Genomic DNA, 16810 nt, shown 5'->3' on the forward strand with positions numbered 1-16810 from the left:
TGAAAGTCACTATAAAACTGGAAATTTCTGAAAAGTCTTTAGAACCTTTTTAACCTTATTTACTCTTTCAGCAAGTGAACCACTCAGTAAAATATAAGGAATATTTCTGACAATCAGGTCTTCCATGATTTGTATCTGAAACTCAGATCTCTGAACATCCCCTGAACGATCCCATGTGTCTTCATAAGGTATATCTGTATCACATAAGAAAAAAAGATCATATCTTTTCTCTGCTTGTTTGGCTAGCAAATTTAATCCACCACTTACCTCATTATGATAATATAAAGAAAACATATAGGTCGTTATAGCATTGGTATCTGTAAATAAATATTTATTTGCCATGTACAGTTGCTGATCTTCCCGAAGTAAATGTCCTTCTGCTATTTCGGTCAGCTGATTCAGAGAAAGTCTTCTGTCTTCTTGGTGTAATTCCCAATATTCACGGCCATATTCAGGCATCCAGACTGTATCATAATCTTCTGCGAGCTTTCTAGCCAAGGTAGTTTTTCCTGTTGACGGAGCTCCCAGGAATACCACATTTATTATAAAATCCTTATAAACCACGGGAGACAAATAATTTTTATTTAAAAAAACATCCTCTCTCACCAACGTTCCTGATACTGGTACTACAGTCCTTGACCTATCTACTTCTCTATTTACTGCGCCAAGAGCTTTACTCATATGATCTCCATAAAATTCACTTGAAAAGAAATGTGTTATTTTTCTTCCATTTAGCAATCCAGAGATATAATCTTCCTGGATTTTTTTTATTTCAGGTGTATCACCTGTAACAGCAGGACCATTTATTCCTTCTATTACTTCAACCTTCGGATAAAGTGAACGGATCCAAGATGCTCTCACTTTTAATGGTATATCCGTCACCTCAGGTGCATCATAGACTACAACGATAACATGATCTGTCTCACGAATAGCGGTTTCAATAATGTATTGATGGCCTTTATGCAAAGGAGCAAATTTACCAAGAGTTAGTCCTGTAGTTTTCATTTAATCAAAACAGATTTAGTCTGATAATAATCTTTACGCCATTCCACAAGTCCCATAATAGCCAGAAACAGGAATACTATATACAAGCCTGTAGTCCAATAAAGTTCTTTATACCAATAAACATAGACAGCCACAACATCAGTAATAATCCAGAAAATCCACGATTCAAGCTTTTTCCTTGACATGAGCCACTGCGCTATCAAACTACCGGACATAATAAAAGAATCCGGATAAGGAAAAGAAGCATCTGTATATCTTGTTAGTAAAAATCCCAGTATAAAAGATGAGATTAAACATACAAACACATACATATACATAAACTTACCTTCAGTGCTTACACCAGAAGATTGAGTACCTGATTTGTTCATGGACCAATGATACCATCCATAAATACTAAGGAGGACATAAATGACATGCAAAACCATATCTGCATAAAGTTTTGCCTGGTAAAAAACAAAAATATAAAGAAATACCTGAACAAGGCCGGCTGGCCAGCAAGCAATATGCTGCCTTATGGTCAGCACTACACAAATAATTCCGAAAATTGTTGCTATGATTTCTATTTCAGACATGTAACTTTAATAACATTATTATAACCTTAGTCCATATTTATAAATGGTTCAGTCCTGCATCTTTTTTCAGAACTACTGACTGATCCCACATTATAAATATACTACATATAAAAAATCAGAACAACCTAATATTAATTTCGTTTCTAAAAATAGATTCAATAAAAAGCATTTACAAAAATAAAAGCGTGTTGTACTTCCTGGTGTTAGAGATTAAGCTGGTTCTTCTTAAACTTGAGTTAATAAAATATTGTTTTTCTGTAGCTTTCAACAATTAAAATAATGCAGGCCTATTCCTGATTTCGTTTTTTCGATGTTCCCAATACGCAATCAACTCTTCAGGCTGCATCGTCTTCATTTGCTTCCATTTGATCTTTGGATCGTAATAGTAATTTTTGCTTACTTCATGTATAAATGATTTAGTGTCATTTAAAAACATATTTAAGTGTTTGTAATCGCTTTCTTTAAATTCTTCTAAAAGCTTATCAATTATTGAATCGGCACAGGATTCATGCAGAATCATTGATCTGGTAAGTTCAAGAATAGCTTGTTTTTCGTTATTCTGAAACAAGGCAATACGCATGAGTAACTCATAGGGATAACTCAGAAAACCTTCTGATTGTATTTCTACTTCATCTGCAATTTGTTTTAAATCGGATAATCCTGGTTTGACAATATTCCCTTCATAAGTATAACAATATTCCAAAAATTCTGCATATCGAAGATTCATTGAGGGATTGTATTTTATCTGTTCAAAGTATTTCTTATAAATGGCCTGAGCTTCCTCCATTGCCTTGTCTGCCATTACGGATCCATGTTTTATTAAATTGATTTCTGCAATCTCTTTCCATAGATTTGCAGTGTAATACACTTCCAGAGCACAATCGCTTGAAGCTCTCAATAGTGGCTCATATAAAGAAATTGTCTTTAATAAAAAGTCAACACGTTTATTTGCTAATCCTATTTGATTGAAAAACTGAGCACACTCATGCAAATCCATATGACTGGTTTCTTGCGGATTATAGGCCAGTGCTTTTTCAGCCCAACATAATGCAATCATTTCAGGGAAAATGCCATTAATCTTTTTCCAATCAAGATATTCTTTTAAATGCTGATAAGCTAAGGCTATCGGATAAGCTATAGATGCGCCATAGGTAGATTCCAAAACAAACATTTCCCGCTCGCATGATTCTCTGGCTTTGAGTTGCATATATTGCCAATGTCTATCACCACTCAATGGCATATATATTAATTGCAATAAGGTAGACCATGAAGCTTTTTCAGGCAAAAAAGCCGTTGCTTTTTTGATTTCGGTTAATGCGTGAGACCAATGCATAAAGGCATGACGTGTATCTACCTCCATCACCATGCGGTGAGCAAGTGAAATCAATCTGTGGATTTCCAATGCTTCATTCGGATCAGAAAGGAGGTAGTTATTGAAAGAGTCAATTGTATCTTCCAAAATAAATGGAGCCTTTTCAGGAGCGTCATTACAAGCCTGCTCTAGTAATATATGCAAAGCAAAACTGCGATGCTGCCACTTTTTTTCATCCAACAAAAGTTCCATATTCTCAACCATGGGTAATAGATGCTGCATACCTGCTTCAGTTAGCTTGCCACAAGCATGGTCATAGTTCATATCCCAGAACAAATTACTATATCCGTTCAATGCCAGATCTTCCTTTTCTAACCTGGAAGTATAAACAGTTTTAGTTTGTTCAAAAAGTTCATTTAAACCTTCGATGTCACAATTGGAAACAAATCTTTTAATTTGCTCATGAAAAACTGAAACCTCATATGGCTCATTTAATAAGTGATTTGTGACAACTGTGTGCTGAAGATAAGTCATATAATTATCGTCAGATATAGACTGAAAATACTCTTCACCAATGAAATAATACTTGAAATAAACATGCTCCTGATCAGATACTGTTTGCTTGCGAAGAGCATTCAAGCGGAGCCGTAATTCTTCGATCGAACAAAACTCAAAATTGGACTTTGTTTCGGGAGCTATTCCCGAATGCTCAATCACGACGAATGGGAAAGTTATTATTGCAATTTCATAGCAATAAGCATGAGCTTGTATTTCGGATGTCAATGTATTCAAATAAGCAATAGCTTGTTCTTTGCAAGAACATATAGCAACCAGCCATGCCTCTGTTTGTTGCTTAACTTCTATAACGTACATACTAAAAAATTTAACTTACAATGCTCATATGAGTAAGTAACTATATCGTTTATTTTTTAAGACTTTTCATATAATCAAACAAATGCTTATACTCAGGTGGTAGTTTATTTTCCAACACATTTCCATCATTGATGTATAATTTCTTCATCCCAATCATCGATTCCGGGAGGGTTGTTATATTGTTAAGAATTATAGTTAAGTATTCCAGCTGGTCTAGTTTATCAATATCTTCTGGTAAACTTATTAGTTCATTCGCACCAAGATCTAATCGCCTGAGGCCCTTTAGTTCCAGAATTACAGATGGAAAATCTTCTATTTTATTTGAAAATAAATTCAATTCTTTAAGTTCATTCAGTTTACCTAGTTCGGGAGAAATTTTCTTTATGTTACCATAAGTCATTGACAGCTTTTGAAGCTTTGGAAAATTTGAAATGGCATCAGGAATTTCAGTTATCGCAGTACTCATCTCCAGATGAGTCAGATTTTTCAAACGTTCTATTTCTGGAATCCATGTATTGATATGTTTAGCTCCAAAGACTAATCCCTTTACACTATCCGGATCCAGCAATGCTTCCTGCAGGTTTATAGGCAACTTATTAAAATACTCTTCTTTCATGTCTGAGGGGATATCGGAAGATGAATTGGAAGTCGTAGCTGGTCGCACTACAAATACTCCTCCTCCCATCCGATTGTCACCCATATTTTGGGAAGACTCTATAAATACAAGTGAATGCTCGGTTCTCAAATGCTTAGGTAATCTGAACGTACGAAGTCCTAAATTATAATTGGGAATAAAATCTACCTTTACAACCTCTAAAATCTTTATTTTAAAAACATCTCCCTTCACTTTAAAACGAACATAAGTAGTACCTGAAGCATCACCAGGAACATATATCGGTATCCCTCCGAGCTTCATGATTCCTTGCCAACCGGAAGAGTAATCCTTTATGTATCGTTTAATACTAAACTCCTTATTAAATCCTAATCTCCAATGCACAAAGGGATTGGTAACTGTAGTTTCAAGCGGAATCATATCGAGTGATGGCTCTGATTGCGGATATGCTTTATGGTTGCGAATTGCTGGAGTATAGCAATCGTCAAAATTATTAATGGTTCGGTCTTCCTGAGAAGTGCGGAACATACGACCATTTCGCAAGCCTGAAAGCAAAATTTCAACCTTACCCTCGCGTTTGAATATTACACCTGCCTGATGGTCATTATCATTAGATGTACGGAGATTAACGAACTCTACATACTCAGCGGTTTTGTATAATTCCAGATAGTTTTTTTCAAAATCTTCTTCACTGAAATCCAGCGTCGAATTATGTATTTTATGATAAGCTATTGCATCAGTTTTTCCTGTTTCAAGAAAAGGGATATAATTGTAGGGACCGTAAAAGCAGCCACTGCGATAAGAAAAGTTTAAGGGTGTTTCAAATGAAAAAATAACAGATCCTATTTCGTCCAGCAATGAATAGGCATAACCTTCCGTCTTTGCATATGTTTCATATACTCTGAAGCGACCATTTTTGTCAAGGCTTGAATAAACCAAGTATTGTTTTAATGAAGGGATATAAAAATAGCGAGGATAATACACACGACCACGAAGGACTGGCCCCAGCTCATATTTGCCGGAACTACTTAATATTGTATTGCGGAACAGGTACTTATATTTCAAGGTATTTTGTGCTTGCGCAACCAGGAACAAACCGAGTAAACATATAGGAAGCAATACAAAAAGTCCTATCACCTTAATCATCTTATTTATTTTGTTATTGTCACAATTTCAAATTAAAAGATTTTAAACTTATTATTCTTTAAGATAATACTTATACCATTCTGAGAGGTTCTCTGAAATTGCTTTCATTTTTCCCAGAAGAACATTTTGGGAATACATTTCTTCAAGCAGAGGAATCAGGTTTTCTATATTAAATACATCATGATCCATATCAATGGCTGCAAGGTATTTAAAAATTGTATCCAAGTAGTCCTCCCCCATTTTGGCCAATTCAAACACTGCATAACAAAGAGCTGTTTCTTCAGGATTTCTATAAATATATTTAACCTTCGGATACTGAATAAACTTTTCAATAATAGATTGAATCTTATCCTGAGAATCTTCATGCTTAATTGCCTCAGCAAAGAAATCAGGCTCTTCAAGTGCTTTTCCTTTCAAATCAATTACAGAAAAAATCAAGACTTTTGCGAAATTCTCCCAATCAGATACTGCTGCTTCCATTTGCGTTAATGCATCCAAAATACTTTCTTTCGTAGAAAGATCTTTTACTTCGATCTTAATTTCATTTCGTTTGGGAATTTCCTGTTTGAAGTCTTTCTGTGTTTTTTCCGAAGAAGCAATGATTCCTTTGTTGTCGATAATTTCTTTTAATATATCCCCCTGATTGCCATTAGCACGAGCTGCGATTGCATGTTTTAATGCTTCTTTAGGCTTGCGTAATTTATAATAAATTTCAGCTACATTGGCGACATACATGGGATCATGTGGGGCAATTAATGCCGCTTTTTTGAAATACACCAAGGCTTCTTCATACCGGTTTTCAACATCCATAGCACATCCACTTAGATTGTATAAGCGAGCCAGGGTAATAACATCATGAGATGCTTTATCAATATATGAATTCTGTTTTGTCAGATACGCGTCAACTCCTTCTCTGAGCCAAAGCAAACGTGCCTGCAGAAAATATACCTGGGCAAAATTCGGATCAATAACAAGCGTAGCAATGGCTTTTTGTTCAGCCAAGTCCCAGTCTTTATTTTTAAGATCATTCCAGGCAGCTTGGAGCAAGGTAAGCTTAGCCTTTTCTTTCAAAGCAGGAACGTCTGTCTTTTCCTTAAACTTTTCCTGATGTTGAAGAGTGGAGAGCACCAATGGTTCAACCAATGAAGCTAATTCCGGCCTATTCTGAATGTGATGGTAAGCATAAGTAATAATTTGCTGGGCTAAAATACGATCGTGCTCATAATCCGTATCTAATGCTATATTCTCTGACAATAGTAAAACATAATTTGTTATGAAATCTGGACCGAATTCTTTTGACCCTTTTTCCCATAGTTGTTCAATGGTATTTCTCCAGGAGTTTTTATAGGGCTCCAGTGCCTCTTCTAAAGGCCAAAGCGGGCCTTGATTTTGGGCATAATAATTAATCAGACGTTTTAACTTCTGCTCCCTGTAGATGGAAACCAAAAAGACATTCTCATCTTCATATTCTTCATCTTCATCAAACAAGCTATCATATTGTTCTTGAACTTTGAGTGCTTTAGTTATTTTTTTCTGCACCAATTCAGGCATGCGTTCATGACCTAACTTGTATAACATGGCGTAAACTATCGCGATTTGTTGCTCTGCTTCTCTATGTTTGGATGTATCTGAAGCAGTTTCAAATTCAGTAAGTCTTTCAAGAAGCTCCTGCTCTAATGGTCTCAAAACCTCTGCTGGCAAAGTTGAGCAGTCGATACCACTATTATATCCTTTGTAAGTATCGTAATTGAAGCCTTCTGCTATATTCAAACGAAGATACTCAAGTAATGTAGGATGACTCAGGTGTCCGCAATTATAGACAATCCTTAATTGTAAAAAATCATCAAAGAGGTTGAGATTCGACATCAGGAAATATCTTACGTCAGAATCCTTACCAAACTCATCCCAAAGTCCATGAGTATTATTAACAAATTGCCCTGTCAACAAGTGATCAACAGAATAGACTGCAGGGAGGTCTTTCAGATCATAATGCAAGAGACCGAATTTGATACCATTAAACACAATCTCTCTGACAAGTTTGCGGTCGGGATGTGAACATAAAATTTTGAATGCAGTGGTTCTCAACTCATACGTCTCATCGTTGTTTTCATAATACCCATTCTGCGCCTTGACTTCCCTTTCAATATACTCAGGAGCATAGGTAGGCCTTAATATATAAGTAGGTACAAATCCCGAATCTCCTAGATTTTCGTTTTCAAATAACTCACCAAGCATAGATCTCAGATCGGAATCCTCGTCTCTGGGAGCAAACTTATTTGTTAACCCTGAATGATTTGAAGGTATGTAAATTCTTTTGTTTAAAATTTCCAACAACTCATTTAAGCTTACTGTGTCTTCAGCGATTTTATCTCTTAGTTTTTTTATCAGATTTTCGTTACGACTAAGAATTATCTGTTCTATCGTATCCTGTTTTGTTTCCTTGTATTGACTGCGAAATGGACTCCAGTATTTTGAAGAATTATACAAGTAAGTTGCTTCTCTATCTGTTATCACCAAGACATGACGAGCAGCCATATGGACAAATAAAGGCTCATGAATAAGCTTCTTAATTATAGCATTACCATCATAAACCAACTGCATGAATAAAGGATCAAATTCTCTTTCTTGTACTATTGTGCAATAAGGGTGTAGATATAGAGAACTGAAAACTATTGGTAACTCATGAGGTTTAGCAGTGTTTGCCATGACTGCCAGGCTTGAACTTTCATGAAAGGCAATTTCAATTTCCCGATATAAAGGTTTGTAGTGTAAATGTACTTTACCAATACAAAAATCAGGATAGTTTTCAATCAAATACTGAAAGCATCTATTTACCAAGGCTTCTACTTCTGTATGTATATCTATTTTTTCAACAGGTGGAGATAATCCTTTTTCCCAAAAAATAATTTCATACCCTGAATAGGTTACAAGCACATCATCACAATAAGCTGTAGCCAAATTGCCTATTGCACGTTCGTAGATATGATTTTCGGAGTTCAGGCTTTCCAACCAATTTGTATAAGAAGGTTGCTCGTTTTTAATGTTTAAAGTTCTTAATAAGAATTCTTCACCTGTACTGATGATAGGCACCTCAGGCTTTGGAGCAAAATAATATGTAGGAGCTAACTCCTCCCCTACATAACAGATCCATTTGGGAGCCGATGGATTTGAAATATCAAATACTGATTGACTAACCATAAAGTTATCAATGAACTCTAAATGAATATTAGCTGGGGTTCTTCCTTCTATTAAGGTAGAAAGTATGAATGGTTTGATTTTATTGCTAATGTCTATCAAAATTAATAAGCCAGCATCAGCGCATACTACTAATAGATTCTGGTGTATAAATAATTTGTAACCACTTACGATATATAAAGCTTTAGAAATACAAACATCAGGATTATTCAACGTATAAATTTCCAGGTAGCCGTTGTTGCTTACATATAAATACTCGTTTGTTAGCGCGACAGATTCATACTTTGGTTTTACACTTTTATTCTTATATATAACATCTCTTTTTTCAATTGAATGTACCGTTACTGAATAAGTGATAATCCCGACTTCTTCATAAGGCATATACAATACTCCATTTGAATACAAACAAGAAGACACTTCAGGTTTCCCTTGTAATTCTTCCGATTGAAGGATGTTTAAAATCTTTTCGTCAGTAAGTTTTCCAAGTAGTAATACATATTTATTACCATCATTTTGAATGGCTATAAAAGTATCTGCTTTAATTGGGCATACCCACTTATATCCTTCTATTCTTATCTTATGATTCAGATAATAAGAATACTCATACTTGCTTTTTTCTATTGGTGCTTTTATATTTTCAGAAACAACCAAAGCATTTTTATTCATTGAAGCCTCTGCTTCTTTGTTTTGTATTTTCTCTTTTAAGAGTAAATCATAGGCATCAATAATATAATCTGCATCAGACAACTCCTGCTTTATAAGCATTTGCTCAAAGGATTCATAAGCAGGGACATGTTGCAGATAAAACAAGGCTTTGTCAGGCTGATTGAGTAGTACATATACTTTTGTAAATATGACCGAAAGCAAGCGATGCTCAGTAATGTTTTTATATTCAGCTAAAAGAGGATATAAGTCAGCTTCTACTTTCTCTAAATAATCAGAACTAAGGTTTTCTCTGAGTAACCACAATGTATTTAACAACTCAATTGTTACTTGTTCTTTATTGGCCACAATGGTTGTCTTCAATGCATCATATTCTTCCTTCTTATTGAGCAAAAACAAGGACACGAGCAGTTGTATTGAATCGGACACTGAGATGTTTTTTGATTTGCTAAGCAAATCATAGGATTCCTGAAAACGTCCCAGATAAAATAATTTTGATGCTAGATAATCTTCAGCCTGTTGATATTGTTCCACTGTTTTGGGCAACAGTTGTAAATATAGACGGAAAGCTTTCTCGCTATAAGAAAATATGGTATGCAGGTTCTTGTATGAAATTCTAAAATTGCATTCTAATACGGAATCCAGCCAATACTGAAATCCTGTTATATCCAATAACGGATCAGGAATCATATTTATGTCCAGAATCTTTTCAGAATGCTGATTTAGAAAGTTTTTAAAAACTTCAAACGTTTCTTCATTAGACAATTCTCCCTTCTCAATATCATTAAGTTCCGCAGACAACTCCCAATTCGCAAATTCATCCACTAATCTTATCTTTATTTCGTCGCCTTCTACCCATGCATATATAATTTCAGAAATATCTAACGTTAATGCCTCGCTTTTCTTTTCTGACTTTTCATACAAGGCTTCATTTGGGAGAAACAACTGAAAGCCACTTTTATAAATTTTCAAGTAGGGACGAGATACCTGATAGTTAGGTAATGAAAGTCTTGCTTTATAAAATGGCCCTTCTCCCATCGGATGATTAAACCCTTGAATGGTAAGATTGTATTCCAGGTTGTATGGAATCTTAAACGTAGCAAACCCTACAACGTAACTGAAATCCTCTGGTGAAAAAGAAACAGCCACAGCACGAATGGCAGCCTCTATTTGAAAAAACAGTTCTTCTCGCAGGCAAATTAAGTACTCCTGATATGCTTCTTCCAGAATATGCAAATGACCGAAGGTAATTGAAGGAGATACAACCTTATATTTTGACTGATACGCTTTTGCGTGTTCAATATAAGAACTACTAACTTCCGATTGCTTCTCCAAAGCTGCATCAGCTAGATCAAGCCATTCTGAGATATTGATTTTACCTATAACCGTTAGAGTCTCTTCGTCAAAATAGGTATCCCAATCATTTCGAATATAAACATTCAGTTTCTCAAAGCCATTATCTGGTGACAAGATAACCATCCGAAGCTTTGCAGGATCCAATTGATCTGAATGCATTGCATACTTAATGATTTCTTTTAATTCCTTCTCTATCGTATCGGTAAGTTGTAAATGCATAATAAGAAAAATAAGGAATTATGAAAATCAGATAATTTCATAATGCCTGACACATTTTTAGATAATATAATATGAAAAAAAAAATTGAGAATTTAAAGCAATTTCTCAATGGAGTGAAGCAGTAATTCCTTTTCTCTTTCACCACTCAGGTTAGCTATTTTAGCAAGAGCAAGTGTTAATTGTTTATTTTCCAGGGTTGTTTGATTTGTTTTAGCAGCCTGTATCTCTATGTTTGAAATATTTAATGCTATTGCATTTTTGCCCATTTCGTCTTTACAGAGATTTTTAAAAATGGTTGGTAAAGCTTCTACCATTTGTAACACATGACTTCTGTTTTGCTCCGTCATGGATGATAGCAAAAGGGTAATCGGTAATGATCTGGAAACAATTTGCAATAATTCATCTTCCACCAATTTGGTTTTACGCTTTAGTTCAAGCTCTGAAACGAAAACGGGCTGATTTATAAAAATATCGAGATACGTTTTGGGCTCAATTAATGATATAGCAATAATTTCCGAACATCGAACTATGTGTACATTTGATTTTGAATATACATCTGCTTGTTCTAAAAGGAATAAGGTCCCACCTTGATCTGAGCTTTGATAACCTATGACGTTGCCAAAGAATCTGTTTCCTGAATGCAAAGAAACTTCCAGTTTGGGTAAACTGGAAGTTTCTTTTGTATTAGTTGCTAATTCAGACAGGATATTGAACCATGCTGAAAAGTCTTTGAATAAATGTTCCTGATATGATGCAATCACTTCTTATAATAGTTTTTCTACATAAGATGCAATCTGTGAGTCGGTGTAAGAGCTAAAAGTGTCTCCTGCCAATTGAAAATGAAGTGAAAGCTTATTGTCTTTCAACTCCATATTCACAGCCTCTCTCTGATCTGTATTGGTAAGATATATTGTTGACAACTTTTCTTTTAAAGCTTCTTTACCCATATCATCCGAACAGATTTTTTTCACAAAAGACTCTATATCGTCAAATACAATGTCAAGTCTGGAAAGTGGATATTCGTTATAGGCTGTAAAAGAATTCCAATCTATATCAACCTTGATTGGATAGCCTGCTCTATCTTGTAATTTTGTTTCAAACTCAGGAAGTTTGCTTGTTTTGATTTCTTCTGCTAATCTTTTTTCTGCTAATCCCATTTTATTTAAAAAATTTTGTTTTTGTATTAAATAAGTCACTAAAAATCACATAACTAAATCGACATTTTAAAATAAGGATGTCAGAACTTAATTACGCTATTTTATCTGACCCTGAATTTATATAAACTAAAAATTTAAAATCGTTTCATTTTACAAACGATAGGTTTGGGTTTATTAAAGTGAACTTTAATTCTATTATCGTATAAAAAGCAATAGGGACTATAAATTGAAATTTATAAATAGCTTAAAAAATTTCAGGTATCTATAAGTAATATCTAAAGTCAGAGGATTATTGTGATTAGCAAAAAAGTATACCTCCTGGCGGACCATTTATACCAAATTAATTAAAACTATTACAATCTTTTAAACGGCCCTATCCAGGTTTTCTTGTTTATAAATTTTCTTATCAGCTCAAGGTCTTTTATTATGGCCTCTTTATGTGGAATAAGATAATGCTTCTCTGTATTAACAAAACAATTACTGTTATACCAATAATCTGTTCCATCTATTGTAATTTTTAACCAATCTCCATGTACACAGCCACCTAAATAACCTTTTTTGTTCGTATTCAAAATTACTCCTCCAGCCCCTCCGCAATGAATCCAGGTTACAAACAAATGAACTAGAAGATTATCTTTATTGTCAAAAGTTTCATATATCTTCTGCAAGAAAGGAATATTGAACCTCTGTTTTCTGAAGTCATAAAAATCCTGAGTTTCAGATAAAAGATATTCAAGAGTATCTGTATAAGATTTATATAGCCCTCTTTCATCAATTGCTTCAATCTCCTTTGAAAGCAATATTAATTCAACATTTGATAGCTTTAGATAGTATTGAATAAGAGCTGTGGCGAATGCCTCAGAGTACTGAAACATTAATATCAATTGGTTATCGGCACTGATCATTCTGTTGATTTGATAATAAAAATCATCTTTAGGACATCCGATTTCCTGATAAAAATATTTAATCTCTTTGGGAATTGAGATGCCGTGCTTCGCTTCAATACTATCAAAATCCTCCTTACTAATACATGAAATATTAGCATCGGTTAAATTGGTTTCTTTATACTTCTTCCATTTATCATAAGTATTTCTTTTTATTAAATTATCAAGATGCTCACGGTGCTCATTCAATAAGCTCAATGTTAAGTCTTGTTCAGAAAGTTCTAAAGCCATATTCAGAAAAATTAGAAACATGTTCACAAAAATAACCATTCAACAAAGATCCTTTTAAAGGAGCTGATTTGAATGATCGTAAAAACTTTAACGAATTAATGCCGGAAAAGATAATCTCTTTTTTTACTCCAAACAAAACCTTAATAACGCGCTGATAAACAACAAAATAATCACTCTTCAAAATTTTAGTCAAAACTTTTCAATCTCTATTATATTATCGTTAAAAGTTTTCTGCAGTTTTAATTTCCTGTCATTTGTTTTTAAATAAATCCCATAGAGTTTGCTTTTTGTATCATTTGATACAAACTCTAAAAAATAAATCCACTTTCTTGAAGATCAATTTATAAAGCTATTGCCTAAGTATATAATAGTCCGGAACGTCAATCAGCATATAGTGTAGTTCCGATTATCAATTGTCAATGCAACTGCAACTATGTTATGAAAATATTTAAAGATTTATTCATCAAACACAACAATCTGAACGAAAGTAATTTTTACATTTTGTATAGTAACAACACATGCCTAAGCGGTGTGATTGAGATTGTACCTGGATCAGATGGAGGACATGTGGAAAATTCGATAATAAAAGAACCAACCATTGAAGGCCGGTATACTTTGAGAGATAACAGCATCGACCTTCAATTGCAGGATGGTGAATGGATATCATGGAAAAAAATTACAGATGATTTGTATCAGGAAAATGATCGGGAAATCATTCGTCTTACAGATTACAATCTAACTGAAGCATTTCTTATTACCCATCAGAATCAGATTCAGAAAAAAATAGAAGCTGTACAACCTGGCTATACAGTGCTTGACACAGGACTTGAGACTGAAAATATTTTTGTAGCTAACTGGTTTCTAGGTAACACATGCAGTTACTCCTGCAGCTATTGCCCTTCTTACCTTAATGATGGCTCTATCCCATGGACTGACCTTGAGATTCTGAAAAACTTCATTGATACTCTTTTTGAGAAAAAGGCTGGACAAAAAATTGTAATAGAGTTTACCGGCGGAGAAGTCACGCTTTACAAAGATTATGGAGCTCTATGTTCATATATAAAGTCTAAAGGCGGTGTCATTTCAATGATAACCAATGGTTCGAGAACAATGGACTGGTGGAGAAAGAATGTTCAGCATTTTGATGTAATAGCATTCAGTTACCATACAGAGTTTGCTGATCGCGCGAAATATCTGGAGCTTGCCGATTTTCTAAAAGATAAAGTAGACCTGAACTGTAATATTATGACTCCTCCTGGCAAGCTAGACTTCTGCCAGGAACTGGGAGAAGATATTCGTAAGCTGGGCATATATACTGTAAACCTGATGCCATTGATAGAAGATTTGGAAGGTGAACTCCTGCCAGGCTACACACAACTTGAACTTGATGAGATAGATCAATTCAACTCTACTACTTCGGCAGAACCTATTGTCAATAAAACAAAGGTTATCAATAAGAGATCTGATCTTTCAAAGGTTTATCCAGATGGAAAAAGACAAAAGGTATCTCCTCCTCTTCTGGTTTCTTCAAAGGAAAATACCTGGTGGGGTTGGAATTGCTTAAGCGGAGTTACTCAAATAGCCATTAATGCTAATGGTGATATATTCCGCGGATGGTGCATGGTTGGCGGAAAGATCGGTAACATAGGAAACCCTAACTTAAAACTTCCGGACGATCCTGTTTTGTGCAACAAAGAATTATGTCATTGTCATTTTGACTTTTATTCCAAAAAAGAAATTGTATAAACATACTGACATCAATTAAACTGAATTCACTTATATAGATATGTCATCAACCACTAGTTTTTATTTCCAGGTCTATTACAACAGAATGGAGATAAACCGTTTCCTCTTTGAATGCTTACTACCATTACATGAAGAAGCGCCGGAAGAGGATGGATTTGATTTCTTTCATGAAACCAGCTTCCACAGAGGTGATCACTTTAAGATTTATTTTATATTCAAAAAATCTGTAAGTCCTGATTACATAAGAGAAAAATACATTTCCAGGATCAAGCTCTTCTTGCAGGAAAATCCAAGCGCTCCTTTGGACCCAGCCTTCTATTTTCCTGAAAACTTTTTCCTGAGATATCCTAACAATAGCATTCAAGAGTTTGAAATGAACATTAGCATGAATAAATCATTTACGGAAAGTGATTTTATTAATGAAAAACTCCTTGACTTTTTAAGTAGATACACTCCCAACATGCTAGAAAACAGGGGAACTTTCAATGATGATCTGGTTTTCGCAACAGGACTGGTATTGTCAGATTCGGTGGTAACCGTTTTGAGCGAAAGCAGACCTGAAAAAGCAGACTTCTTCGAATGGCATTTTAAAGAGAGCATGCCCACTGCTGATTACTTTTCCAGAAAGGATAAAGAATTAAGAAAGCTTAAGCAGAAACAAATCAAAGAACTTGGCGAGCTTATGCGCAGGAGCTATATTGAACAAAAAGACACTATAATTTCCATGCTTGAGGCTTTTGCTGAGGATGTAGAAGACACCGACTTTTACTGGCTCGATGATTTCAGGAAAGATCTTTTTGCAATTAAGCATATTATCAAGGAAGAGAAAGTTATTTTACCCCATTGGTTCAAATATACTTCCAATACAAAAACAAGGCTTCAGGACCAGGAGAAATGGCCTATAATGGCATCTATCCTCAAACATATTTATACCACCCTTGGCTTACAAGAAGAGAACTCTCTTCAGACATTATATATGCTTAAGGAATATTACAAGGATGTGGAGAAAAAACTGGCTTAGTCTGCTTCATTTAAGTTTAGTAAAACACAGCTCCAATTTGTTCAATAAAAAATCCTCGGAAACGAGGATTTTTTTATTACTTCTGAATAAAGTAATCTAACATCCAAAATCCATTTCCCCTCTAAATTCAGTCCATTTGATATTTTTGCTGACTCCCATGCCTTTCCGAATTAAGCAAAATTCTTTCAAGCTAAAGCGCGGAAATATCTGGCTATAGCCTGGAGGTTATATGCTTTAGCCTGGAAGCTCCATGCTTACTCCTGGAACTTCCATGGGAACTTCTGGAACTTCCGGAAAGCTCCCGGAGGTTCTGGAAATTCATTCAGAAGCTTCAGGAGCACTCCCAGAAGGTGGAGGCTAAAGCCGCAAAGGTGCAGGCTAAAGCAAATTCTTTCCAGGCTATAGCCTAATAGTTACATGCTTTAGCCTGAAAGCTGTCTCGTCCTGAAATAGGTTTACAGGTTTAAACCCTGTAAAAGATGACAGAAATTAAATTTTTAAAGAAAAGAGGCAGAGGAAAAAGAAAGAATACTCAGCCCTATGATATTGGATTAAAGTTGCAAATTATCCAGGAATATCAGTCTGGAGGCATTACCTTTAAAATGCTTTCAAAGAAATACAACATCAACAAGTCGGTGATAAGTTATTGGGTACGAAAATCTGAAGGCAGACTCAGTGCATTAAAATCAATTACATTTAAAAAAGTGGAATTGAATCAAGAGGAAAAGAAAGATCAAAATCAAGAAATAGAGGCTTT

Annotated in this window: 11 protein-coding genes; 3 read left to right on the forward strand and 8 right to left on the reverse strand. The window is 34.8% G+C overall.

Annotation, left to right across the window (positions count from 1 at the left end):
- Positions 1–9 precede the first annotated feature (9 nt).
- The 8 genes from K350_RS0115245 to K350_RS0115280 form a co-directional block, all read right to left on the reverse strand.
- Positions 10–1005 (reverse strand): AAA family ATPase, encoded by a 996-nt coding sequence (locus K350_RS0115245; RefSeq protein WP_028980650.1) that lies wholly within the window; start codon positions 1003–1005, stop codon positions 10–12.
- A complete protein-coding gene (gene pnuC / locus K350_RS29020) occupies positions 1002–1577 on the reverse strand; it encodes a nicotinamide riboside transporter PnuC (RefSeq protein ID WP_037575790.1) in 576 nt (191 codons plus the stop codon). Before pnuC ends, K350_RS0115245 begins: the two co-directional genes overlap by 4 nt.
- 271 nt (positions 1578–1848) lie before the next feature.
- The gene (locus K350_RS0115255; RefSeq protein ID WP_028980651.1) at positions 1849–3762 is read right to left on the reverse strand and encodes a hypothetical protein; all 1914 of its coding nucleotides are present in this window, start codon (positions 3760–3762) and stop codon (positions 1849–1851) included.
- A 49-nt stretch (positions 3763–3811) separates the two neighbouring features.
- Positions 3812–5521, reverse strand: a complete 1710-nt coding sequence (locus K350_RS0115260; RefSeq protein ID WP_028980652.1) for a leucine-rich repeat domain-containing protein — start codon at positions 5519–5521, stop codon at positions 3812–3814.
- 51 nt (positions 5522–5572) lie between these two features.
- A complete protein-coding gene (locus K350_RS0115265) occupies positions 5573–10954 on the reverse strand; it encodes a tetratricopeptide repeat protein (RefSeq protein ID WP_028980653.1) in 5382 nt (1793 codons plus the stop codon).
- Positions 10955–11046: 92 nt separating this feature from the next.
- Positions 11047–11715 carry a hypothetical protein gene (locus K350_RS0115270; RefSeq protein ID WP_028980654.1) on the reverse strand — a complete coding sequence of 223 codons (669 nt, stop codon included), beginning with the start codon at positions 11713–11715 and terminating at the stop codon, positions 11047–11049.
- A 3-nt stretch (positions 11716–11718) separates the two neighbouring features.
- The gene (locus tag K350_RS0115275; RefSeq protein WP_028980655.1) at positions 11719–12111 is read right to left on the reverse strand and encodes a hypothetical protein; all 393 of its coding nucleotides are present in this window, start codon (positions 12109–12111) and stop codon (positions 11719–11721) included.
- Positions 12112–12464: 353 nt separating this feature from the next.
- On the reverse strand, positions 12465–13286 hold the full coding sequence (locus K350_RS0115280) for a hypothetical protein (RefSeq protein ID WP_028980656.1): 822 nt from the start codon (positions 13284–13286) through the stop codon (positions 12465–12467).
- Positions 13287–13724: 438 nt separating this feature from the next.
- On the opposite strand from K350_RS0115280, the gene K350_RS0115290 reads away from it, so the two are divergent.
- From K350_RS0115290 to K350_RS0115305, 3 genes are all read left to right on the forward strand, one after another.
- Complete coding sequence (locus K350_RS0115290) at positions 13725–15032, forward strand: radical SAM protein (RefSeq protein ID WP_028980658.1); 1308 nt, start codon at positions 13725–13727, stop codon at positions 15030–15032.
- A gap of 40 nt (positions 15033–15072) precedes the next feature.
- Positions 15073–16053 carry a hypothetical protein gene (locus tag K350_RS0115295; protein ID WP_156027053.1) on the forward strand — a complete coding sequence of 327 codons (981 nt, stop codon included), beginning with the start codon at positions 15073–15075 and terminating at the stop codon, positions 16051–16053.
- A 479-nt stretch (positions 16054–16532) separates the two neighbouring features.
- Positions 16533–16810: transposase (locus K350_RS0115305; protein ID WP_028980660.1), on the forward strand; the 278-nt coding region annotated here is incomplete at its 3' end.

The sequence above is a fragment of the Sporocytophaga myxococcoides DSM 11118 genome (genome assembly GCF_000426725.1).
In the GTDB taxonomy this organism is placed as follows: Bacteria; Bacteroidota; Bacteroidia; order Cytophagales; family Cytophagaceae; genus Sporocytophaga; species Sporocytophaga myxococcoides.

Coding starts and splice junctions, on each gene's coding strand:
- K350_RS0115245 (WP_028980650.1), bottom strand. CDS start 1,005: ATGAAAACTACAGGACTAACTCTTGGTAAATTTGCTCCTTTGCATAAA.
- pnuC (WP_037575790.1), bottom strand. CDS start 1,577: ATGTCTGAAATAGAAATCATAGCAACAATTTTCGGAATTATTTGTGTA.
- K350_RS0115255 (WP_028980651.1), bottom strand. CDS start 3,762: ATGTACGTTATAGAAGTTAAGCAACAAACAGAGGCATGGCTGGTTGCT.
- K350_RS0115260 (WP_028980652.1), bottom strand. CDS start 5,521: ATGATTAAGGTGATAGGACTTTTTGTATTGCTTCCTATATGTTTACTC.
- K350_RS0115265 (WP_028980653.1), bottom strand. CDS start 10,954: ATGCATTTACAACTTACCGATACGATAGAGAAGGAATTAAAAGAAATC.
- K350_RS0115275 (WP_028980655.1), bottom strand. CDS start 12,111: ATGGGATTAGCAGAAAAAAGATTAGCAGAAGAAATCAAAACAAGCAAA.
- K350_RS0115280 (WP_028980656.1), bottom strand. CDS start 13,286: ATGGCTTTAGAACTTTCTGAACAAGACTTAACATTGAGCTTATTGAAT.
- K350_RS0115290 (WP_028980658.1), top strand. CDS start 13,725: ATGAAAATATTTAAAGATTTATTCATCAAACACAACAATCTGAACGAA.
- K350_RS0115295 (WP_156027053.1), top strand. CDS start 15,073: ATGTCATCAACCACTAGTTTTTATTTCCAGGTCTATTACAACAGAATG.